Annotated in this window: 22 protein-coding genes; 20 read left to right on the top strand and 2 right to left on the bottom strand. The window is 36.4% G+C overall.

Annotated elements, in window-relative coordinates; all coding sequences use genetic code 11:
• Positions 1-87: 87 nt before the first annotated feature.
• The 8 genes from MKX55_RS03345 to MKX55_RS03380 all read left to right on the top strand — a co-directional run bounded on the left by MKX55_RS03345 (position 88) and on the right by MKX55_RS03380 (position 8986).
• Positions 88-1134 (top strand): ABC transporter substrate-binding protein, encoded by a 1047-nt coding sequence (locus MKX55_RS03345; RefSeq protein ID WP_339236030.1) that lies wholly within the window; start codon positions 88-90, stop codon positions 1132-1134.
• A gap of 251 nt (positions 1135-1385) precedes the next feature.
• Entirely contained in the window at positions 1386-2423 is a 1038-nt protein-coding gene (locus tag MKX55_RS03350) for an ABC transporter substrate-binding protein (RefSeq protein ID WP_339236032.1), read from the top strand.
• 68 nt (positions 2424-2491) lie between these two features.
• A complete protein-coding gene (locus tag MKX55_RS03355; protein ID WP_193062806.1) occupies positions 2492-4195 on the top strand; it encodes an iron ABC transporter permease in 1704 nt (567 codons plus the stop codon).
• Between the two features lie 19 nt (positions 4196-4214).
• Complete coding sequence (locus MKX55_RS03360) at positions 4215-5294, top strand: ABC transporter ATP-binding protein (protein ID WP_193062808.1); 1080 nt, start codon at positions 4215-4217, stop codon at positions 5292-5294.
• A 28-nt stretch (positions 5295-5322) separates the two neighbouring features.
• A complete protein-coding gene (locus MKX55_RS03365; protein ID WP_339236036.1) occupies positions 5323-6324 on the top strand; it encodes an extracellular solute-binding protein in 1002 nt (333 codons plus the stop codon).
• A 24-nt stretch (positions 6325-6348) separates the two neighbouring features.
• The gene (locus tag MKX55_RS03370) at positions 6349-7155 is read left to right on the top strand and encodes a histidinol-phosphatase (RefSeq protein ID WP_339238404.1); all 807 of its coding nucleotides are present in this window, start codon (positions 6349-6351) and stop codon (positions 7153-7155) included.
• Positions 7156-7323: 168 nt separating this feature from the next.
• Positions 7324-8133 carry a Cof-type HAD-IIB family hydrolase gene (locus MKX55_RS03375; protein ID WP_339236039.1) on the top strand — a complete coding sequence of 270 codons (810 nt, stop codon included), beginning with the start codon at positions 7324-7326 and terminating at the stop codon, positions 8131-8133.
• Positions 8134-8182: 49 nt separating this feature from the next.
• Positions 8183-8986 (top strand): inositol monophosphatase family protein, encoded by an 804-nt coding sequence (locus MKX55_RS03380; protein ID WP_339236042.1) that lies wholly within the window; start codon positions 8183-8185, stop codon positions 8984-8986.
• 223 nt (positions 8987-9209) lie between these two features.
• Here MKX55_RS03380 and MKX55_RS03385 read toward each other — a convergent pair whose 3' ends face one another.
• Together MKX55_RS03385 and MKX55_RS03390 are read right to left on the bottom strand one after the other, a co-directional pair.
• A complete protein-coding gene (locus MKX55_RS03385) occupies positions 9210-10076 on the bottom strand; it encodes an IS3 family transposase (RefSeq protein ID WP_339236045.1) in 867 nt (288 codons plus the stop codon).
• A complete protein-coding gene (locus tag MKX55_RS03390) occupies positions 10040-10603 on the bottom strand; it encodes a transposase (RefSeq protein ID WP_339236048.1) in 564 nt (187 codons plus the stop codon). The genes MKX55_RS03385 and MKX55_RS03390 overlap by 37 nt, the downstream gene beginning before the upstream one ends.
• Before the next feature lie 391 nt (positions 10604-10994).
• Between MKX55_RS03390 and MKX55_RS03395 the strand changes: the two genes are divergently transcribed.
• The 12 genes from MKX55_RS03395 to MKX55_RS03450 all read left to right on the top strand — a co-directional run bounded on the left by MKX55_RS03395 (position 10995) and on the right by MKX55_RS03450 (position 21406).
• The gene (locus tag MKX55_RS03395) at positions 10995-12488 is read left to right on the top strand and encodes a PRD domain-containing protein (protein ID WP_339236051.1); all 1494 of its coding nucleotides are present in this window, start codon (positions 10995-10997) and stop codon (positions 12486-12488) included.
• On the top strand, positions 12478-12918 hold the full coding sequence (locus MKX55_RS03400) for a PTS sugar transporter subunit IIA (RefSeq protein ID WP_339182417.1): 441 nt from the start codon (positions 12478-12480) through the stop codon (positions 12916-12918). Before MKX55_RS03395 ends, MKX55_RS03400 begins: the two co-directional genes overlap by 11 nt.
• Before the next feature lie 13 nt (positions 12919-12931).
• Positions 12932-13249 carry a PTS fructose transporter subunit IIB gene (locus MKX55_RS03405; RefSeq protein WP_339185099.1) on the top strand — a complete coding sequence of 106 codons (318 nt, stop codon included), beginning with the start codon at positions 12932-12934 and terminating at the stop codon, positions 13247-13249.
• A gap of 26 nt (positions 13250-13275) precedes the next feature.
• Positions 13276-13728 (top strand): fructose PTS transporter subunit IIA, encoded by a 453-nt coding sequence (locus MKX55_RS03410; protein WP_339182419.1) that lies wholly within the window; start codon positions 13276-13278, stop codon positions 13726-13728.
• Positions 13729-13746: 18 nt separating this feature from the next.
• The gene (locus tag MKX55_RS03415) at positions 13747-14055 is read left to right on the top strand and encodes a PTS fructose transporter subunit IIB (protein WP_289584947.1); all 309 of its coding nucleotides are present in this window, start codon (positions 13747-13749) and stop codon (positions 14053-14055) included.
• A 32-nt stretch (positions 14056-14087) separates the two neighbouring features.
• Positions 14088-15191, top strand: coding sequence for a PTS fructose transporter subunit IIC (locus MKX55_RS03420; RefSeq protein ID WP_339182421.1), 1104 nt, complete (start codon positions 14088-14090; stop codon positions 15189-15191).
• A gap of 105 nt (positions 15192-15296) precedes the next feature.
• Positions 15297-15986, top strand: a complete 690-nt coding sequence (alsE, locus tag MKX55_RS03425; protein ID WP_212928710.1) for a D-allulose 6-phosphate 3-epimerase — start codon at positions 15297-15299, stop codon at positions 15984-15986.
• A 669-nt stretch (positions 15987-16655) separates the two neighbouring features.
• Positions 16656-18515 (top strand): PTS sugar transporter subunit IIA, encoded by a 1860-nt coding sequence (locus tag MKX55_RS03430; protein WP_339236055.1) that lies wholly within the window; start codon positions 16656-16658, stop codon positions 18513-18515.
• Positions 18516-18533: 18 nt separating this feature from the next.
• Complete coding sequence (locus tag MKX55_RS03435; protein WP_339182426.1) at positions 18534-19412, top strand: ketose-bisphosphate aldolase; 879 nt, start codon at positions 18534-18536, stop codon at positions 19410-19412.
• A 54-nt stretch (positions 19413-19466) separates the two neighbouring features.
• Positions 19467-19937, top strand: a complete 471-nt coding sequence (locus tag MKX55_RS03440; RefSeq protein WP_289584949.1) for a PTS sugar transporter subunit IIA — start codon at positions 19467-19469, stop codon at positions 19935-19937.
• A gap of 54 nt (positions 19938-19991) precedes the next feature.
• The gene (locus MKX55_RS03445) at positions 19992-20312 is read left to right on the top strand and encodes a fructose PTS transporter subunit IIB (RefSeq protein WP_212928707.1); all 321 of its coding nucleotides are present in this window, start codon (positions 19992-19994) and stop codon (positions 20310-20312) included.
• 8 nt (positions 20313-20320) lie between these two features.
• Positions 20321-21406, top strand: coding sequence for a PTS fructose transporter subunit IIC (locus MKX55_RS03450; RefSeq protein ID WP_339236058.1), 1086 nt, complete (start codon positions 20321-20323; stop codon positions 21404-21406).
• The last annotated feature ends 23 nt before the right edge of the window (positions 21407-21429 follow it).

Consider the following 21429-nt stretch of genomic DNA (forward strand, 5'->3'; position numbering starts at 1 on the left):
TACCGTATCAAAAGGAGAATATTTGGTGTTGTTTATGTAAGCGCATACAAATAAACTGAAATCATATAAAAAAGGAGGAGAATAACTTTGAAGAAATGGATTCAATTATTATTTACACTATTGGTTCTTTTTCTGCTTGTTGCATGTGGGTCAAATGATTCAAATCAAGCTGACGGAGCAGATAAAGAGGATAGTCCAAGCGGAACATTAACAGTTTATTCGGCTTTCAATGAGGATCATGCATTGGCAGCAGTGAATAAATTTCAAGAAGAAACTGGAATTAATGTTGATATGGTTCGGTTGTCGGCAGGAGAAATTTTAGCAAAGGTGCGTGCGGAAAAAGATAATCCGCAAGCAGACATTTGGTTTGGAGGTCCAGCAGATACATTTGAAGCAGCAAAAACAGAGGATTTACTGCATTCATACCATTCAGAGGTTGCTGAAGATATTTCAGAAGAATACAAAGATCCTGAGGGAGATTGGACTGGGATATATGTTGGTGCTATTGGTTTTGCAACTAATCAACATTTCTTAGATGAAAATGGTTTAGAGGCACCGACAAGCTGGGATGATTTATTAGACCCTGCATATAGCAATGAAATTGTCATGGCGCACCCAAGTTCTTCTGGTACTGCTTATACAGCACTGTATTCTACTCTTCGTGCAAAAGGTGGGGACGAAGAAGGTTTTGCATATTTAGAGAAACTTCACCCCCAGGTTCAACAATATACAACCAGTGGATCAGCTCCAGGAAGAATGGTTGGTTTAAATGAAGTTGGTGCAGGGATCTTGTTTGCTCACGATATTATAAAGTTTCAACAGGAAGGTTTTGATGATATTGTTCTTTCTTTTCCAGAAGAAGGGACTGGATATGAAATAGGAGCGGTTGCGATTATTGAAGGAGCTCCAAACGAAGAACTGGCACAGGAATTTGTAGATTGGGCAGCAGGAACAAGTGCTCAAGAAGTCGGGCATGAAGCGAATAGTTTCCAGAGTTTAACGCATCCAGATGCAACGCCGCCTGAAGGAACACCTGATTTAGAAGAGATTAATTTAATTGATTCAGATCCCAAAGAAGCTGGGGAACGTCGTCAAGAGATCCTAGATCGTTGGGATAACGAAGTGAATAATTAAAATGTATAATAGCATGAATGATTAAGAGAAATCCGACTGGCTTCAATCTTCTATTAAAAATTTTAGAAGCAGGTCGGGTTTATTTTTGTTTATAGCTTTACTACTCTGCGTTAGTATTTCCCATAAAATATGAATCTTAAATGTAATTCCACCTTACCAATTCTATACCGCTTCAAAAGGAATTCATTTGGTGTTGAATGTGGAAGCGCATACACATAAACTTAAAACATAAGAAAAAGGAGGTAATGACATTGAAGAAATCTATAAAATTATTATTTATATTATTAGCTGTTTTTCTGCTAGCTGCGTGCGGATCAAATGATTCAGATGGGGCAGAAGGCGGAGATAGTCCAAGCGGAACATTAACAGTTTATGTTGGATTCCAAGAGGATCATGCGATTGCTGCGATTGACAGGTTCCAACAGGATACCGGAATTGATGTCGATATGGTACGTATGTCAGCTGGAGAAATTTTGGCAAAGGTACGTGCGGAAAAAGATAATCCACAGGCAGATATTTGGTACGGCGGGCCGGCAGATACATTTGAGGCTGCTAAAATGGAAGATTTGTTACATGCGTATGATTCGCCGGTAGCGGCAGATATTCCAGAGGAGTATAAAGATTCAGATCATTATTGGACAGGTGTTTATGTAGGTGCAATTGGTTTTGCAACAAATCAGAACTTCCTGGATGATAATGGTCTGGAAGCACCGACAAGCTGGGAGGACCTGTTAGACCCTGCTTATCAAAATCAAATAGTAATGGCGCATCCAAGCTCATCCGGTACAGCCTATACAGCATTATATTCCATTCTTCGTGCGAAAGGCGGAGATGAGGAAGGATTTGAATACTTAAAAGAACTTCACCCACAAGTTCAGCAATATACGACTAGTGGCTCTGCACCAGGTAGAATGGTTGGGCTAAATGAAGTAGGAGCAGGAATTCTATTTGCACATGATATTGTTAAATATCAAGAAGAAGGATTTGACGATATTGTTCTTTCCTTCCCGGATGACGGAACAGGATTTGAAATTGGCGGGGTAGGTATTATTGAGGGAGCTCCGAATGAAGAGCTGGCACAAGAATTTATCGATTGGGCTGCAGGTCCGGGAGCACAGGAAGTTGGTCAAGAAACAGATAATTTCCAGAGCCTTACACATCCCGATGCAACTCCGCCTGAAGGAGCTCCAGATTTAGAAGAGATTAACCTGTTAGATTCAGACCCGAAAGAGGCTGGAGAACGTCGTCAAGAAATTCTTGACCGTTGGGATAATGAAGTAAATAACTAGAGATAGAAAACGTTGAAAATAGGGGGCTGTCAGCTCCCTTTTCAACATAAAAGGAGTGAAAGCTTTTTATGAAGGAGAACATACGCAGATTAGTCAAACAGCCAATGCTGTTATTACTTGTTGTATTGGTTATGCTGACGCTCATTGTTTTTATTGTCTATCCGCTTTTCCAAATCTTTTTGTCCAGTTTTATATCAAATGGTGAAATAGATTGGCAAGGGTATAAAAGGGTATTTGCTGGCGGACAGTTAACCAGTGCTTTAACGAATTCATTGGTTTTAGCAGTCATTGTTTCTATTTTATCAACAGCGATTGCTTATTTCTTTGCTTATACATTAGCTTATATCAAGGTTCCATTTAAGAAATTATTTAATGGAATTGCCATTTTACCAGTTATTTCTCCTCCATTTGTTATTGCTTTATCAGCGATTCTGCTTTTTGGAAGAGGAGGATTTATTTCTGAGACATTGCTGGGAATAGAGGGAGCAAATATTTATGGATTACATGGTTTGATTCTTGTTCAAACCCTGACCTATTTCCCGGTAGCCTTCTTAGTTCTGGCAGGGCTGTTACAATCGATTAGCCCTTCTCTGGAGGAAGCAAGTGATAATCTTGGTTCTACGAAATGGCAGACATTTAAGAAAGTAACGTTACCATTATCTGTTCCGGGAATCGGAAATGCTTTTTTACTTGTATTTATTCAGTCGATGGCTGATTTCGGGAACCCAATGACCATTGGGGGAGACTATAATACAGTAGCAAGAGAGATTTATATGCAGGCAGTCGGAAGCTATAATATGCAGGCTGGGGCAGCTCTTGCAATGGTTTTACTTAGTGCAACAGTTATTTTATACGTACTCCAGAATTTTTGGATTGGGAAGAAGAATTATGTCACCGTTACCGGGAAACCGACTGGAGTTCGGAAAATGATTTCCCAAGGTATGTTTCGCCGGGTGATGATTACCATTTGTTTCGGTTTATCGGGAACGGTTATTTTATTCTATATCTTAGTTCCAATCGGATCATTTATTCAGCTATGGGGCGTCAATTACAGCTTTACATTAGATCATTATAATTATGTGTTTTCTATCGGTCAAAAAGCAGTGACAGATACGTTACGACTATCCATTATTGCGACGCCAATTGGAGGATTATTTGCAATGATTCTTGCATTCTTGATTGTTCGTAAAAGATTTGCAGGGAAAAAATTAATGGAAGGGATCAGCATGCTTTCCATGGCCATTCCAGGGACTGTAATCGGTATTTCCTACATTTTGGCGTTTAATCAGGCGCCATTAGCCATTACCGGTACTGCATTGATTATTATTGCTGCATTTATTGTTCGTGCGATGCCAGTAGGGATTCGGTCCGGTATTACTTCCCTTCAGCAGATAGATCCTTCGATAGAAGAAGCAGCAACAAATTTGGGAGCGAGCGGTTCGAAGACCTTCTTTTCAATCGTACTGCCTTTGATTCGACCGGCATTTTTCAGTTCAATCGTATACACTTTCGTAAAAAGTATGACAGCGATGAGCGCTGTAATCTTCCTGGTTTCTGCAAAATATAACCTGATTACTGCTTCTATCTTAGCGCAAGTAGAGTCAGGAAGAATTGGCGTTGCAAGTGCGTATTGTACATTATTGATTATCTTAATGATCGTTGCGATGTTAATTTTAAATGGATTAACTTCTTTATTTACTGGTAAGTGGAAGCTAAGAAAAGATCAACAAACAGGTGCAGAGATTGCTTCAAAAGATTCTGTGACGACTTAAATACGTGGAGGGATAACATATGTCAGCAAAATCCGTAAAGCTAGAAAATGTAACGAAACAATTTACCGATGATGAAGGAAAGACAATGACAGCAGTTAACGATGTCAGTTTGCATATTGAAAAAGGAGAATTTGCAACACTACTAGGTCCTTCCGGATGCGGAAAGACAACTACACTGCGTATGATTGCCGGATTTGAAGAACTATCGAATGGTGTAATTATGTTTGGAGAGGATAATGTTCAAAATATCCCTGCAAATAAAAGAGACTGCACAATGGTGTTCCAATCCTATGCATTGTTTCCACATATGTCCGTGTATGACAACATCTGCTATGGATTAAAACTAAAAAAGTTAAGTAGAAGTGAAATTGAAAAACGGGTGACACCAGTCATGGATATTATGAACTTACATGTGAATAAAAACAGGATGCCAAACCAATTATCTGGCGGTCAGCAGCAGCGTGTTGCGCTTGCTAGGGCATTGGTAATGGAACCTGGAGTATTACTTTTCGATGAACCATTATCCAATTTAGATGCAAAACTTCGAATCACGATGCGTGATGAAATTCGCCGTATCCAGAAAAAACTTGGCATTACAGCAATTTATGTCACACATGATCAAAGTGAAGCGATGAGTTTGAGCGACCGTATTGTTGTTATGAATGAGGGGCATATTGAACAAGTAGGACCGCCAATGGAAGTATATCAAAAACCAAAAACAAAATTTGTTTCAGACTTTATTGGGACAGCAAACTTCTTAGAAGGCGTTGTAGATAAGAAAGAATCGGATCGTCTCTTTGTAAAAACGAAACAAACTACCATCGAAGTTTTACAGCAGGATGCAGATACATTTCATGAAGGGCAATCTGTTTCTGTGGTTGTTCGGCCAGAAGCAATCAATCTTAGTAAGGAGGGAACAGAGCCTGCGAAAGTTCTAAAAAGTGTATTTATGGGACAGATACAAGAGTACGAGTTAGATTTTAATGGTATTCAATTGCATGCGGTTGTTGCTGACCCAGGCGGGAAAGAAGTTTATTATGACGGCGATAGTGTGAACCTGACATTTTCACAACGTTCGTTGCATGTTGTACCGGCATAAGGTTAAATAGAAGGAGGGGAGAGATGCTATGCGAAAAATAACAATGCTATTGTTCGTAGTCCTTCTCCTTCTTTCTGGTTGCAGCAAGGCTGGGCAAAAAGAAGTATTACAGGTTTATACTGGAATGGATACAGCTTATATGATCCGAATTGCAGAGCAGTTTGAACGGGATACGGGTATCCATATTTCTTTTCAAAGAAAAAGTAATCTTGAAATTCTTCAATCATTGGAGAATGAAGAAGAGGAATTTGATATTTGGTATGGGGGATCGTCTTTTTTAATGGAAGAGGCGAAACAGCAAGGACTCTTGGAACCATATATTTCGGACTATAGAGAAGAAATTGACGAAATATATAAGGATGAAGAAGGGTATTGGACTGGAATTAGTGTAGGGGTCTTGGCCATTGTAACCAATCGTCAATGGCATGTGGAACAAGGGGTAAGTAATCCGCAGCGGTGGAGTGATCTGCAACGGGTAGAATATAAGAACTGGCTGACATTGCCAAATCCAGAATCAACAGAAGCAGGGTACCTTACGATTGCTCTCTTTGATGAATTATATGGAGATTTGCGAACAAGAAGTGTGCTGCAAAATATCAATCAAAATGTAACTGATTACACTTTGGCAGAAGATTCAACTGGAAGGTTTATAGGTTATAAGGAAAGTGCTGCAACGATTATGTTTGCTCACGATGCCATGCGCCTGAAGAATGAGGGATTTAATGAGTTGAATATTATCTACCCGACAGAACCGACAACGTATGAAGTCGAAGCCATCGCTATGACGACAGATGCCCAAAACCAAGAGGCTGCACAGGAGTTTATCGATTGGTCATTAACAAAGGAAGCACAGGAAATAGGACAAAGAATAGGAAATTATCATATGCTGACCAATGTGAATGCAGTAAATCCGCCACAGTCCGTATCGTTGGATGAATTATTGATTATACCTGTTGATGAGGAAGAAGCAGTGGAAAGCCGATCAAATTTAATTTCTGATTTTAAAGAAGTTATCCAATTTAGAGAGTAAGGGGGAAGATGCGAAGTGACAAATATAATTTTTGATTTACATACGCACCATGATAGGTGCGGGCATGCAGAAGGAAAAATAGAGGATTACATTAAGGCTGCAATAGATCGTGGTTTACATTATATTGGAATCTCAGATCACTCTCCTTATTTTTATTCGAAGGAAGATCAGCTATATCCGGGAATTGCAATGGCGAAGAGCGAACTGGATGAATACGTAAATGAAGTGTTGACGCTGAAAGAAAAATATAAGAATAAAATTCATGTGCTGCTTGGAATGGAGAGTGATTACTTTCCTGAATATGCAGATATGTATAGAAGCATTTATCAAAAATACCCATTTGATTATATCATTGGCTCTGTCCATCATGTTCACGATAAAAGTATTTTTCAAAAAGGCAGATGGGATTATTTAACAGAGGGAGAACGTCTCGAGGAAAAAGAAACCTACTACCATTCGATTCAGCAATCTGCCAAAAGCGGTATGTTTCAAGTCTTGGGACATATTGATGCGATGAAAGGATATTTATTAGATTTTCATGATGTCAAAACATCAGTGATAGAAGAAACATTAAAAGTCATTGCAGATGAAGGTGTTGCTATTGAAGTGAATACATCCGGTAAAAATAAGGATTGCGGCGGATGGTATCCTTCCCATAAAATATTAGAAAGGGCATGCCATTACGGTGTAGATATATCTTTTGGTTCAGATTCTCACGTACCTTCCAGAGTAGGGGATGATTACTTAGAAGTACAGGAAACTTTAAAACAAATTGGCTTTCAGGAAATGGTGTATTTTGTTAACAAGAAAAGATATACGGTGTCACTTTAATTGTGTGGAGTATGAAGAAACCCGCATACGCTCATTCTTTAACGGATGCGGTTTTTTCTAAAATTAGGATGTTATCGTTCAAGAATATAAGATAACCTATTTAATCTGTTTGATGAAGATAAAAATAAAATAGTCTAGTAAAAAAGAATTGCGAAGGGACGCGATGGAATGAAAAATCATCTATTAATCTCTGATTTAGACGGCACCTTACTTGATGGAAAGCAGAAAATAAGTATGGAGAATAAATCATCTATCAAGCAATTTAGAAAGAACGGCGGATTGTTTACCATTGCTACCGGAAGGATTGAAGAATCTGTTTATCCTTATATGCAAGAATTAGGAATTGCACTTCCTGTTATTTTGTATAATGGGGCTGTTATTTATGATTATCAGAAAAAACAGCGTATATTTGAACAAAAGATTACTCAATTCACACCATTATTTAACCAATTACAAACATTGAGTGAAGGTCATTCAATTGGAATAAATTATTATCAAAATAAAAGGGCCTATACACTAGATTACAATGAATTGGTTAAAGAGAATGAGAAAAAAGATAAAGTGAAGGTTAAGGAAATAGGTGCTGATTTTGATACAAGCTATGTGACAAAAGTTCTTGTTATTTCAAATGATCCTGCTAATTTAAAAAAATGTGAACAGCTAGTGCAATCCAGTGATGTTTCTTGTGATATGGTCTATTCAGATAAAATTTATTTAGAAATTTTACCAAAGGATGCTTCCAAGGGAAACGCTGTGAAAGAACTTCTCAAATATTTAGACCGAACCGACTTACATACCACTTGTGTCGGGGATCATGAAAATGATTTGACCATGTTACAAACAGCTGATATAGCTTATGTGGTTGAAAATGCCATTGATTTATTGAAGCAGCAGAACTTTCGGGAAACCGTTCATCATGAGCATCACGCTATTCAAAGCATTATTGAAGATATAAGTCATTCTGTTGCTTTAAAGTGATAAAAGTAGAGTATTGATACAATTCAAATTCTGAAGAGAAGGTGATGCCATGTTTGAAGATGTATGTGAAATCGTCATAGTAGCAGGGAGAAGACTGGTAGATAAGGTGAATTCTAGATTCACTGTTGAAACAAAGGGCAGCGATATGGATTTAGTTACAGAAATGGATAAGAAAACAGAAAAATATATAACCGAGGAAATAAAGAGGGATTTCCCAGAACATGCTGTTTTTGGAGAAGAAACAGTGGAAGAGATAGGTCATGATAAAATGCTAGAAATGTTAGAAACGCACCCTAATCTATGGGTAATTGATCCAATTGATGGAACGACGAATTATGTACATGGATTGCCGGGATATACGATTTCAGTAGCTTTATATTGTAAAGGGGAAGCTGCTTTTGGCATCATTTATGATCCTGTTGCAAATGAATTATTTATTGCTGAACGTGGAAAAGGAGCAACATTAAATGGAGAAGCAATTCATGTAAGCGAGCAGGGTTCTTTAGCGGAGAGCCTTGTGTCAACTGGAGTTCCAGCTAAATATGAAAGTGACCGTAATCATGTTTTAGAGGGATATGTGAAAATTGCTCCGTTGACTCGAAATGTCCGTACTTTCGGTTCAGCTGCCTTGCATTGTGCTTATGTTGCTTCTGGACGTTTGGATGCATTTTGGGAATGGGGTGTGAATATTTGGGATATTGCTGCAGGCAGATTGATTGTTGAGGAAGCAGGGGGGAGTGTTTACCAATTGGATGGAAGGGATGTTCGCTTTGAATTTCCGAATTTCACTTGTACGAATGGAAAGATTGATGAGGAGTGGAAGGAGGCGTTTGCTTCTATCCATGGTTTTTGATGATAAATTTTCAGGTATACTATTCAAAAGGAAAGAATATGATAGTAATGACATAAGAACATTCCTAGGAAGGAAATATCCTAAGGAATGTCTTTTTTTTATTTCTGGCGGGTATTCAGAAAGTACATAAAAAGAGATACGCCGGTTAATAGGCATTATGATAATCTCCTATATGATGTGAGCAATGTGGAAATGGTGGTTACCCCTAAAAGTTAGAGTTTTATTATGCAACTGATTGGCTGGATTGAGTTCGATATTCGACTGGACTCAATCCAGCCAATTTTTCTTTTGCTCTTTCATGATTATACCAATAGATATATTCTTCAATCTGTTTTTTTAATTCTTCATAACTTACCAATTCTTCTCCATGGTACATTTCTTGTTTTAAAATGCCGAAGAAATTCTCCATTGAAGCGTTATCTGCACAGGTTGCTTTGCGTGACATACTTTGAAATACTTTATTTTCTTTTAAAGTCTTCACCCATTGGTTGTGTTGATAATGCCAGCCTTGATCGGAATGAAGCGTGGTACGATAGGTTGCCCGATTTTTTATTATCTCCATCGTTTCTTTTAAAGGTTCCATGACAAGATCTAACGTTGGTCGCTTCTTGATTTCATACGCAATAATTTCTCCGTTGTAAAGGTCAAGAATTGGATTTAAATATAACTTCTCCTCACCAAGACATTTGAATTCTGTAATGTCCGTTACTAGTTTTTGAAGTGGGATAGATGTGTTAAATCGGCGGGATAATCGGTTTTTCGCTACTTTTCCAACCTTTCCCTTATAGGAATTATATTTGCGGGATTTCCGCATAAATTTTACACATTTTAATCCTAATTCTCTCATCAAACGGTACACTTTTTTATGATTGATTTCATGCCCTAATTTTTTTAATTCTTTCGTGATACGTTTATAACCATAGCGTTCATGAAATTTTTTAAACAGGGATATAATAAGTTCTTTTAATGCTGCATCCGTGTCTTCTCTGCTAAAATGCTTCACATGATAATGGTAGGTTGCTTCAGGAATACCTACCACACAGAGGACATCTTTTAATCGGAATCCTTCTTCTTTGAGTTCGAATGCCACCTTTGCTTGTGCTTTTCGTGGAAGGCATTCGGATCCTCCCGAAAAGCTCTCAACTTTTTTAGGTATGCATTTTCTAGTCGCAGTAATTCATTCTCGCGTTCTAATTCTTCTTCGCGTGTTAATTTCTTCGCCTCTTTTTCCTTTTGCTTATTGGTTTTATTAGACATAGAAGGTCTCCCCTTTGGTTTTGGTTCCAGGCCTTCTAAATCTTCTTCCTCAAATGCCTTCATCCAGCGTCTAATTAAGGAAGGGTTGTTCAAATGAAATTGAATAGCAGTTTCTAAGAAAGAAGCACCTGTCTGTAACATAAATTGTATCGTATTTAATTTAAATTGAACAGAATACTTCTCCCTTGTTTTTCTTCTTCTTAATCCATCTATTCCTTGGGATTTATAGACTTTCACCCACTCAACTATAGATGTTTCACTGCCCATATTATATTTTTTGGCTAATGATTTATAGCCCATATTGCCATATAAATACTCGGTGACGAGTTTTATTTTAAATTCTTCATTATATTTCGCCATAAAAACACCCCGAAAGTTAGATTTTTCTACTCTAACTTTCGGGGGTCGGTACCAATACTTCCTTTTATTCTACGCACAGTTTATTTCTATATCATTCAAAATAGAATATGATAACCTTTCCCTCTAAAATAAAGCTAAATTATTGTAAATTATCCTATATTTTTTAATTATTGTATTCCCGTTTACAATAAAACTTATTTTATGGATTCTTATAATATTGGTTAAAATAGCGATAGTAGAGACAAGGAAATCCTTCCTTGCCTCTATTTAATGCTGATTTCAATTACCTTAACTCTAAAGGATGTCAGATAACTGACCGTTGCAACGGTCAATTATCAGTAAAGCGTTTTCTGCAAATTGAGTTAATATAAATATGACAAGGAGGGGTGCTGTGAGTTCAAAAAATAATCGTGAACAAAAACTGTTACTGTTTCTTTCCAAAAATCAAGATTACGTTACATCAGATGATATAGCTAAAATATTAAACGCTTCTCAAAAAACAGTTTATCGTTTAATAAAAAAAATTAACGATGAATATGAAAGCGGTTCTTTAATTCTCTCTGAGAAAGGGAGAGGCTACAAACTGGATTACGAAAAATTTATTAATTATCAAAAAAGAAATAAACAATACAAAGAAGACGCTTTTTCTCCTCGTGAGAGGCGTAAACGAATTATGGAAGAATTGTTATTGTCTTCTCCGAAACCTATAAATATCTATCACTTGTATAGTAACTATTATGTAGGAGACTCCGTTGTATCGAATGATGAACAAATAATGAGTGAAGAGCTTAAAAAGTACAACTTGGTGATAGAACGAAAAAATAGAAAGCTGGCTATATTGGGAGAAGAAATTAACATTAGGAAGGCAATTAAGGACGTTATTGAAATATTTAATATTATTGATATTGATGATTTAAAAAATAACCCGGAACTTAATTTTAATAAATATGACGTTTTATTTATTTTAGACCAAATAAGGAGCATTGAAAAAGATTTAAATATAACAATCCCTTATCCATATAACGTAAATATTTTTTCGCATCTTTATATCTTGCTAAGTCGTTCAAGGAAAAATCCATATCTATTGTTTCCAGATGCGGTATCCCCTGAAGAAATAGAAAATATGAGAGAAAATAATATTTTATATCAGGTTGCGAAGACTACGGTCCATCATATTGAACAATATTTGAATAATACATTGCCGGAAATTGAAATTTATTTCCTTTATCAATACTTGGTGTCATCGAGAATGCAAGGGGTTGTTGGTTCCACGTTAACTTTTTCCTCAGAAGTTATTAAAGTAACTAAATTGTATATTGATGAAATGGGCACCAAATTAGGTATAAATATAGATAGTCAATCGATTTTTATAGATTTGGCTAACCATATTAAACCAATGCTGAATAGATTAGAACATAAAATTAGAATTAAAAACAATTTGTTAAGTCAAATTAAAATAACCTATGAAGAAATATTTGCAGGGGTAACAAAAGTTTCTGAACTAGTAAGTGAGAAGCTTGATTTACCGGTAATAAATGATGATGAAAATGGTTTTATCACGCTATATTTCGCAAAAATTATTGAGACAAGCCAGCATCAGCGCCCTATCAAAACACTTATCATGTGCACAACAGGAATTGGAACTTCAGAACTCTTAAAAGCAAAAGTAGCTAAAAAATTTCCTGAATTAGAAATTGTAGATGTCGTAGCTTCTCGAAATATGCAAATGTTTAAAGAAAAATATGCTGATATTGAACTGATTCTAAGCACGGTCCATATTGGAAATCAAATATTTATTCACTCTTTATTAGTAAGTGCCATGTTTACAATGGATGACCAAAAAAGGCTTCAAAATAAAATAGAGGAGATTTATCATGAACGATAATTCATTTTATCAAGTTTGTTTCAATGATGCTTTAGAAACGAAAGAGCAGGTATATGATTTTGTTTCTACCATCGCCTGTCCGCATCATTCTTATCAGCAACGACAAGCTATTATTCATCAATTGAACGAGCGGGAAAAGGTTGGAAGCCCATTAATAGCAGAACATGTTTTGCTGCCGCATATGGAAAGTAATCTGCTCGAGGAAAGTCAAATTGTATTTCTTAGATTAACAAAGCCAATATTGTTTTGGGATAACAATATAGAAGATATTCGACTTATCATTATTATCTTATTAAAGGCAGATGAACAAGAGGAAATAAAGAAAAAAATCTCTTTATTTACAAGATCTTTAGCAGATGAAGATTATTTAAACCGTTTATTAAATGCCGAAGAACCATCAAGTTTATATAAAGAAATCATTACATTTTAGAGGAGGAAACATGATGAAAATTGTAGGAGTTGCAGCATGTACTGTAGGAATTGCACACACATATATTGCACAAGAAAAACTTGAAAATGCCGGGAAGAAAGCAGGGCATCAAATTCATATAGAGACACAAGGAACTATTGGGACAGAAAACGAATTAACAGCAGAACAGATTGCAGGAGCTGATATTGTTATCTTGGCAGCAGATGTAAAAATTTCTGGACAAGAACGTTTTGAAGGGAAACGAACCATTCAAGTATCAACAGAAATTGCTGTGAAATCACCAAATAAACTTATTGAGAAAGCAGAAGAGGTAGTAAATAAAAATCAATAAACTATTTATTAAATGGAGGGGAAAGTATGGATGTAAAAGACATTATAGATGTAAATACGATCAAAATAAATATGAATGCTAAAAGTAAAGAAGAAGCATTAATAGAATTGGCAAATTTACTTTTAGAAAATGAGTATATCACAGATATAGAAGGATTTATGAAAGATATTTATGCTCGAGAAGCAGAAGGACAGACAGGAATCGGAAATTACATTGCAATTCCTCATGGAAAAAGTGATTTTGTGCAGAAATTAGGAGTGGCTATTGGAATTAGTGAAGAAGAAATTCCATGGGAAACACTAGATGGAAATGGCGTGAAAGGAATCATTCTTTTTGCTGTAGGAAACGACAATGAAGGTGCGCAAAATCATCTGAAATTATTATCTTTATTTGCAAGAAAATTAGGTAATGATGAAGTAATCAAAAAATTACTTCATGCTTCAAAGAGGGAAGAAGCGAAAGAAGCTTTTAGTAATTAATATAAGGGAGAGAAAAGGATGAAAATTGTAGGAGTTGCAGCATGTACTGTAGGGATTGCTCATACGTATATTGCACAAGAAAAACTTGAAAATGCCGGAAAGAAAGCAGGGCATCAAATTCATATAGAGACACAAGGAACTATTGGAATAGAAAACGAATTAACAGCGGAACAGATTGCAGAAGCTGATATTGTTATTATAGCAGCGGATGTGAAAGTTTCTGGGCAAGAACGTTTTGAGGGGAAGCGAACTATTCAAGTATCAACAGAGATTGCTGTAAAGTCACCAAACAAACTAATTGAAAAAGCAAAAGAAGTTGTTGGATAAAGTAATCAAAGAATGGTATAGGAGGGTGGCAAATGAAGAAATTTTTTAGAGAATTAAACCTTAAAGGTCATCTATTAACGGCAATTTCATATCTGATTCCAATCGTTTGTGGAGCAGGTTTCTTAATAGCAATTGGTATGGGATTTGGAGGTACAAGCCAGGATATATTGGTACAAGGTGAGTTTTCTATTTGGGATGCTTTAGCAACAATGGGAGGAGCAGGTCTCGGTTTATTACCGGTAGTTATCTCTACAGGGATTTCATACTCCATTGCTGGAAAACCAGGGATCGCTCCAGGTTTTATTATCGGTTTAACTGCTAATGCCATTGAAGCTGGCTTCATTGGCGGAATTTTAGGCGGGTTCTTATCAGGTTATCTTGCTATAAGTATTTTAAAATACTTTAAAGTGCCTAAGTGGGCTAAAGGATTAATGCCGACGTTAATCGTTCCATTTTTTACTTCTATTATTGGCGGTTTAATCATGGTTTACATTATTGGTGTACCGATTGCTGCTTTTACATCAATGTTAACGAGTGCTTTAAATAATTTAGGATCTTCTTCTTTATTAGCATTTGGTGGCGTTGTAGGTATATTGAGCGGGGTTGACTACGGCGGTCCAATTAATAAAACTGTATTTGCCTTTGTATTGACCATGCAGGCAGAGGGTCTCAATGGCCCGATTACAGCATTACAATTAGTAAACACAGCAACACCGGTCGGTTTTGGATTAGCATATTTTATAGCAAAATTGTTTGGAAAAAAAATCTATAAACCATTAGAAACAGAGACGTTAAAATCGGCAGTTCCAATGGGCTTTATTAATATTGTGGAAGGTGTTATTCCAATTGTTATGAATGATATCATTCGTTGTGTAATTGCAACAGCTGTTGGCGGAGCTGCAGGTGGAGCAGTATCGATGATGTTAGGAGCTGATGCAACAGTACCATTCGGCGGAGTATTAATGTTACCAACGATGACTAATCCGATGTCAGGAGTTATTGCACTATTAGTCAATATTCTTGTAACGGGAGTAACATTGGCTTTAATCAAGAAAGATGTATCTAAAGACGAAGCGAGTGTAGAAACAGAAGCGGAAGAAGAAGATATTGATTTAGATGATATTAAAATCTATTAATATAATAATGAAATTTTTTCTAAACACTGAAAAAAGCTATAGAGACTAAAGGGATACTGGAGAACTTTTCAATATAATCGTAAATAAACGGAGGATTAGTAGAATATGAGAAAAGTAGAATTTTCACCGTCACTAATGACGATGGACTTAGATAAATTTAAAGAACAAATTACTTTTTTAAATAATCATGTAGACTCTTACCATATTGATATTATGGATGGCCATTATGTACCTAATATTACGCTATCTCCATGGTTTATCGAAGAAGTGCGTAAAATAAGTGATTTACCTATGTCTGCTCACCTTATGGTAAAAGATCCAAGCTTCTGGGTGCAACAATTAGTTGATATGAAGTGTGAATGGATTTGTATGCATGCAGAAGTACTTGATGGTTTAGCATTTCGATTAATTGATCAAATACATGATGCTGGGCTAAAAGCAGGAGTGGTGCTGAATCCGGAAACCCCAATTGATGCCATTAACCCTTATATTGAGTTAGTCGATAAGATTACAATTATGACAATTGATCCAGGGTTTGCAGGGCAACGTTTTATCGAAAGCACCTTAGATAAAATTGTGGCATTAAGAGAATTAAGGGAAGAAAAAGGTTATCAATACGTCATTGAAATGGATGGTTCATCTAATCGTAAATCATTTAAAAGAATTGATGCGGCTGGTCCTGATATCTATATTGTAGGTCGAAGCGGTTTATTTGGACTAAATGAAGATATTGAAAAATCATGGGAAATAATGCGTAATGATTATGAGGAAATGACCGGGAAAGTATTATCATAAAACGTAAAGAGGCTATTTTAAGAATTTGCATAGCAAATTGTTAAATGGCCTCTTTTTCATTATCCGATTCGCATGTACCTTCCAGAGTAAATAATGATTACTTGGAAGTACAGGAAACATTAAAGCAAATTGATTTTAAGGAAATAGTCTATTTCATAGATAAGAAACGATACATAGTTGCACTTTAATGTGCCGAGTTTGAGGGAAACTCAGGTTTGCTTATTTAGTTACTGATTTAAGTATACTATTCATAAAAGAAAGAATACGAAAGAGATATTAGTATTGAAAAACTTAAAAAATGACTGTGGTTACACATATAGTAAATGAAAGAACTTTCCTAGGAGAGATACCCTAAGAGATGTCTTTTTATATCTGTCGTGTATTCAGATAAATACGCCGGTTAATAGAAATCCTGATAATCTTCTCTATTAGACGACGAGCAATGTGGAAATGCTCACCTTCTCAGTCTGTGCATAATTTATTTCTCAATTTATTTCTATATCATTCAAAATAGAATACGACAACCTTTCTCTACACTGTCTAATTACTTTTTATTTGACGAAGCGTATATTTACAAGTGGTGAAAACGCTTCCTTAATAGTCAGGAAACGATTCAGTATAGCGGTGGAAATTAAGGTGTATTTATAATGAATTTAGGAGGCGAACTAAGTGAAAGAGCGTCATGCCCGTTTACTCCAGTTATTAAAAATGTATGAACAGGAGGGGAAATATGTTGGTGGAGACGTGCTTAGTGAAAAGTTGGGAGTAAGCACGAGGACAATAAGAAGTGATATTCGGTATTTAAATGAAAATTACCTTGCAGATGCGGAAATAAGTTCAAATAACCGTCTGGGCTATAAGCTTGAAGGAAAAATGGAGGTTTTTAAGAAACAGGATTATTTTGAGTTTAATCAACGTGCTTTTTATATTGTTCAATTGTTAATGGAAGCGGATTCTTGGAAGTCTTATCAGGAAATAGCGGATTGTTTACATGTTTCTGCACAGACGATTAATTCTGACTTGAATCGAATCACTGAGTTGATAAGCAGTCAGCAACTTGAGGTTACGCTTGAAACAGAGACATTCTCAGGCATACGTATGATTGGGAATGAAATAGATAAACGTTTATTATTAGCTCATTTTGTAAAAAGAGATTTTGCGACAAAAGATGAATTAAGACATGAATTAAGAGAGCTTTTTACAAAATGGTGGTTTGAAGAAAGACAAATTGACGAGACCATGGCGCATTTAGACGAGGTTTTGGAACAATATGGTGTTTCCCTAAATATACAGGTTAAGTCTATGCTGGTTGTGGCAGTTTTAATACAAAAATATCGTTTAAATCAAAAAGCTATTTCTAAATTTGAATTAGACCTGAGTCAAGACGACCAATCATTGAAAGAGAATTCTGCAGCTCAAGCTATTTTGAAAAAAGAAGGTCTGCCAGATGGCGAACTACTTTTAAGAGAATCTTCATTTCTGGCGGTTCAACTAATAGGGTGGAAGGTATTTCCTGATTCCAATGGGATAAAGGATAATCAACTGTTTAGAAAAATCGACTTACAAATTAATGAATCACTAGCTATTTTAGGTGATAAATATGGGTATGATTTTTGGGAAGATCACCAGCTGGTTAATGGTTTGCAGGCTCATATAAAAAGAATAATCTATCCATTAACATATAAAGCTTTAATAAATAATCCGTTTTTATCCTTTATTAAATCAGAATATATCCAAGCCTATCAAATGGCTGTTGTTTTTTCCAAGCTAATAAGCAGCCGAGTTTCTGTCCATATTCCTGAAAACGAGGTGGGATATATTGCGCTTCATATTGAAGCAGCTATTGAAAGGATGAATGATCTGAAAATCAAGGCAGCTGTTATTTTCAAAGAAAAACATGTTCTGGCTACACTAAGTAAACAGAAGATTGAAAAACACTTTAGACAGATTGAAGTGATTGACATTTATTCTATCGATGAAGTGCACCAGCTGCCTGAAAATGTATCCTTGGTTATTTCCCAATTACCGATTAAAAATATCAATAAAAAAGTAATCGTAGTCAATGAATTCCTGCAGGCAGATGATTTGGCCTCCATCAAGCAAAATATCACTTTCGGTATATTAAAAGATCGGGTGAGTGAGGAAAAATTAATCTATCTCAATGAGTCAACAAAAGAGGCTTTTTTAGAGAAGATGGTTGATCGTTTTCGCCTGCAGCGTTACTTCAATGGCATACTGGATCGGGAGAATCTGTCTCCCACAGATATCGGTAATGAAATTGCATTACCGCATCCGCTTTTTTCAACAAATGAAAAAGAATCTTACATTTATATTGGAGTAAATCAGCAAAGAATTACCTGGGGAGAACGTTCTGTTCGTTTAGTTTTTTTACTCATTTTAAGCGAAAAAGATAAATTGAAATATGAATATATTTATCGAGAAATCTATCAATTAATGAAAAATAAATCAACAGTTGAAAATCTATTATCTACAAATTCATATGAAGAATTTATGGAAAATTTACAATGATATATTGGAGGAATAAAAATGTTAATGACAATGAAAGAAATTCTAGACGTAGCGTATAAAAATAAATTTGCAGTGGGTTCTTACAATGTTTCCAACAGTGAGTTGTTAAGAGCGATTATAGAAACTGCTGAAGAAAAAAATTCACCGGCAATTATTCAAATCCATCCTAATGAGCTTAATCTGGTAGGAGATGACTTTGTTGCTTATGCAAGAGAAGCTGCTCATAAAGCGAAAGTTCCCGTTGTCATTCATCAGGATCATTGTGGAACCATTGAAGGGACACTGCGGGCGATTCGAAATGGCTATACCTCTGTAATGATTGACGGGTCGCATTTACCATTTGAAGAAAATATAGAATTGACGAAGAAAGCTGTAGAAGTTGCTCATGCAGTAGGCGTTTCAGTAGAAGCTGAATTAGGAACTATTGGGGAAAATGAAGGAAGTTCAGAAGGAGGAGCAGCCCAAATTTTATATACAGACCCTGATCAGGCGCAAGAATTTGTAGAACGTACGAACTGCGATACGTTAGCAGTTGCTATTGGGACTTCACATGGTTTTTATCCGAAAAATTTAAAGCCAGAGATTCAATTAGACCGTTTGGAAAAAATCAATAATAAATTGGATATCCCGCTTGTTCTACATGGAGGTTCTGATAATCCAGATGAGGATATACGCAACTCAACAAAGTATGGAATTGCTAAAATTAATTTATCCAGTGATATGAAACGGGCATTTTTCAATCAGCTGCGTACGACATTAGCCGAAAAACCAGATGATTTTGAGCCAGATATTCTGTTCCCGGAAGCAAATAAGGCAGCGAAGGAAGTATTAAGAAATAAAATGGATTTGTTTGGTTCCTCTAATAAGGCTTCTCTTTATTGTTTAGGAGCAAAATAATACAAAAATTCCTTTTCTATTTTATTCTAACGAATTATAAAGGAGCTATGTGTGATGGAAGAATTGGAAATAGATTTGTCCGAATTGATTGATGAAACAGCTATCGACTTAAAAATGGATGTTCAGTCAAAGAGTGAAGCGATTGAAAAACTGACTGATTTGCTGATTTCTAACGGAGCAATCGAATCAAAGGAAACTTTTTTGGAGGATGTTTTTGAGCGTGAAGAGCAAGGATTGACTGGAATTGGTAATGGTATTGCTATTCCTCACGGGAAATCAACAGGTGTCCAAAAAACTTCCATAGCGATTGGAAGATCGAAGAACGGTTTGGAATGGGAAACGTTGGATGAAGAGCCTGTTCAGACAATTATCTTGTTTGCGGTTACTGAAAATGATAAGAATAACTTTCATTTAAAGCTTTTGGCTAAAATTGCAGGGGCACTGGCAGATGAAAACGTTTGTTATCAAGTTAAGAACGCCGATAATGCAAATGAAATTATTCGTGCTTTGCAAAAAGAAAACTAGAAAATAATCTTGTTCAGTTATTAAAAAAAGATTAATTCACAAGGAGGCATATGTATGAAGATTGTTGGAGTAGCAGCTTGTACAGCGGGAATAGCTCATACTTATTTAGCGAAAGAAAAGCTGGTGAAAGCTGCGGAAGAAGCTGGACACATCGTGAAGATTGAAACGCAGGGAACAATTGGAACTGAAGATGAGTTAACAACAAAAGAAGTTGCAGAAGCTGATGTTGTGATTATAGCGGCGGACATCAGCATTACAGGAAGAGACAGATTTAAAGACAAAAAAGTAATCCAGATTCCTACGCATATTGCTATGAAATCGCCTAAAGCACTAGTAAAGAAAATAGAAGATGAACTAAATGCTGCGACGGAATAGGAGGGGAAATGGTGAAAAAGGCTGGTGTTGTAATCAAGAAGCATTTACTTACAGGAATATCTTATATGATTCCGCTTATCGTAGCAGCGGGGATATGTATAGCATTAGGCCAAATATTTGGCGGTATTGATGTTGCAGAGAAGGAAGGGACAATTCCTTTTTATTTAAATCAAATCGGCGGCTGGGGTATGACGTTAGTGGTTCCATTGATTTCAGCAGCTATAGCCATGTCTATTTCAGATAGACCCGGGCTTGCACCTGGGCTCGTCATCGGTTTTATTGCGAATGAAATCGAAAGTGGTTTTATAGGTGGAATTATCGGTGGTTTCCTAGTAGGGTATGTCGTCCTTTTGGTCAAAAAATATATTAAAGTACCGAAAAGCATGCTTGGGCTGATGCCGGTAATGATTATTCCAGTAATTACAACCGTTATCAGCGGGCTCCTAATGATTACTATCATTGGACAGCCTATATCTGCTTTGCAGGGTACATTATTAACAATGCTTGAGAATATGGAAGGTGGATCCAATTTTATTATGGGTTCTATTCTTGGCGCGATGGCAAGCTTTGACTTTGGTGGTCCCGTAAATAAGACAATGTCTCTTTTTGCAGATGGATTACTGGTTGATGGTGTTTATGGACCGCAGGCAGTTAAGTTTATCGGTTCTATGGTTCCCCCATTTGGCATTGCTTTGTCTTTTTTGATAACGCGTTATAAATACACAAAAATGGAAAAAGAAGCGTTGAAAGCTGCGGTTCCGATGGGAATATGTATGATTACAGAAGGTGTTATTCCTATTGCTGCAAGAGATATCATCCGTGTCGTTACCTCCTGCTCATTAGGGTCGGCAGTCGGCGGCGGTTTATCCATGACACTTGGAGTAGGCAGCACCGTACCTCACGGCGGATTACTGGTGGTCCCTTTGATGATTCAGCCAATGTATTTTCTGCTTTGTTTAGGTGTCGGAATTATTGCAACAGGTATTACATTATCTGTATGGAAACCGGCAGTTAAAGAACATGAAGAGAATAAAGTGGAAGAAGAGGAAGAGGAAGCAGATCTTTCAGGAATTGATTTTAAAACAGGATTATAAAATGAAATAATGCAGAATGACCG

The sequence above is a fragment of the Oceanobacillus sp. FSL W7-1281 genome (assembly GCF_037969835.1).
Taxonomy (GTDB): domain Bacteria; phylum Bacillota; class Bacilli; order Bacillales; family Amphibacillaceae; genus Oceanobacillus; species Oceanobacillus oncorhynchi.

Bases quoted from the DNA above. Each gene is read 5' to 3' on its own strand.
- MKX55_RS03365 (WP_339236036.1), top strand. From the start codon at position 5,323: ATGCGAAAAATAACAATGCTATTGTTCGTAGTCCTTCTCCTTCTTTCT.
- MKX55_RS03415 (WP_289584947.1), top strand. From the start codon at position 13,747: ATGAAAATTGTAGGAGTTGCAGCATGTACTGTAGGGATTGCTCATACG.
- alsE (WP_212928710.1), top strand. From the start codon at position 15,297: ATGAGAAAAGTAGAATTTTCACCGTCACTAATGACGATGGACTTAGAT.
- MKX55_RS03405 (WP_339185099.1), top strand. From the start codon at position 12,932: ATGAAAATTGTAGGAGTTGCAGCATGTACTGTAGGAATTGCACACACA.
- MKX55_RS03410 (WP_339182419.1), top strand. From the start codon at position 13,276: ATGGATGTAAAAGACATTATAGATGTAAATACGATCAAAATAAATATG.
- MKX55_RS03400 (WP_339182417.1), top strand. From the start codon at position 12,478: ATGAACGATAATTCATTTTATCAAGTTTGTTTCAATGATGCTTTAGAA.
- MKX55_RS03435 (WP_339182426.1), top strand. From the start codon at position 18,534: ATGTTAATGACAATGAAAGAAATTCTAGACGTAGCGTATAAAAATAAA.
- MKX55_RS03375 (WP_339236039.1), top strand. From the start codon at position 7,324: ATGAAAAATCATCTATTAATCTCTGATTTAGACGGCACCTTACTTGAT.
- MKX55_RS03440 (WP_289584949.1), top strand. From the start codon at position 19,467: ATGGAAGAATTGGAAATAGATTTGTCCGAATTGATTGATGAAACAGCT.
- MKX55_RS03355 (WP_193062806.1), top strand. From the start codon at position 2,492: ATGAAGGAGAACATACGCAGATTAGTCAAACAGCCAATGCTGTTATTA.
- MKX55_RS03380 (WP_339236042.1), top strand. From the start codon at position 8,183: ATGTTTGAAGATGTATGTGAAATCGTCATAGTAGCAGGGAGAAGACTG.
- MKX55_RS03390 (WP_339236048.1), bottom strand. From the start codon at position 10,603: ATGGCGAAATATAATGAAGAATTTAAAATAAAACTCGTCACCGAGTAT.
- MKX55_RS03360 (WP_193062808.1), top strand. From the start codon at position 4,215: ATGTCAGCAAAATCCGTAAAGCTAGAAAATGTAACGAAACAATTTACC.
- MKX55_RS03450 (WP_339236058.1), top strand. From the start codon at position 20,321: ATGGTGAAAAAGGCTGGTGTTGTAATCAAGAAGCATTTACTTACAGGA.
- MKX55_RS03445 (WP_212928707.1), top strand. From the start codon at position 19,992: ATGAAGATTGTTGGAGTAGCAGCTTGTACAGCGGGAATAGCTCATACT.
- MKX55_RS03420 (WP_339182421.1), top strand. From the start codon at position 14,088: ATGAAGAAATTTTTTAGAGAATTAAACCTTAAAGGTCATCTATTAACG.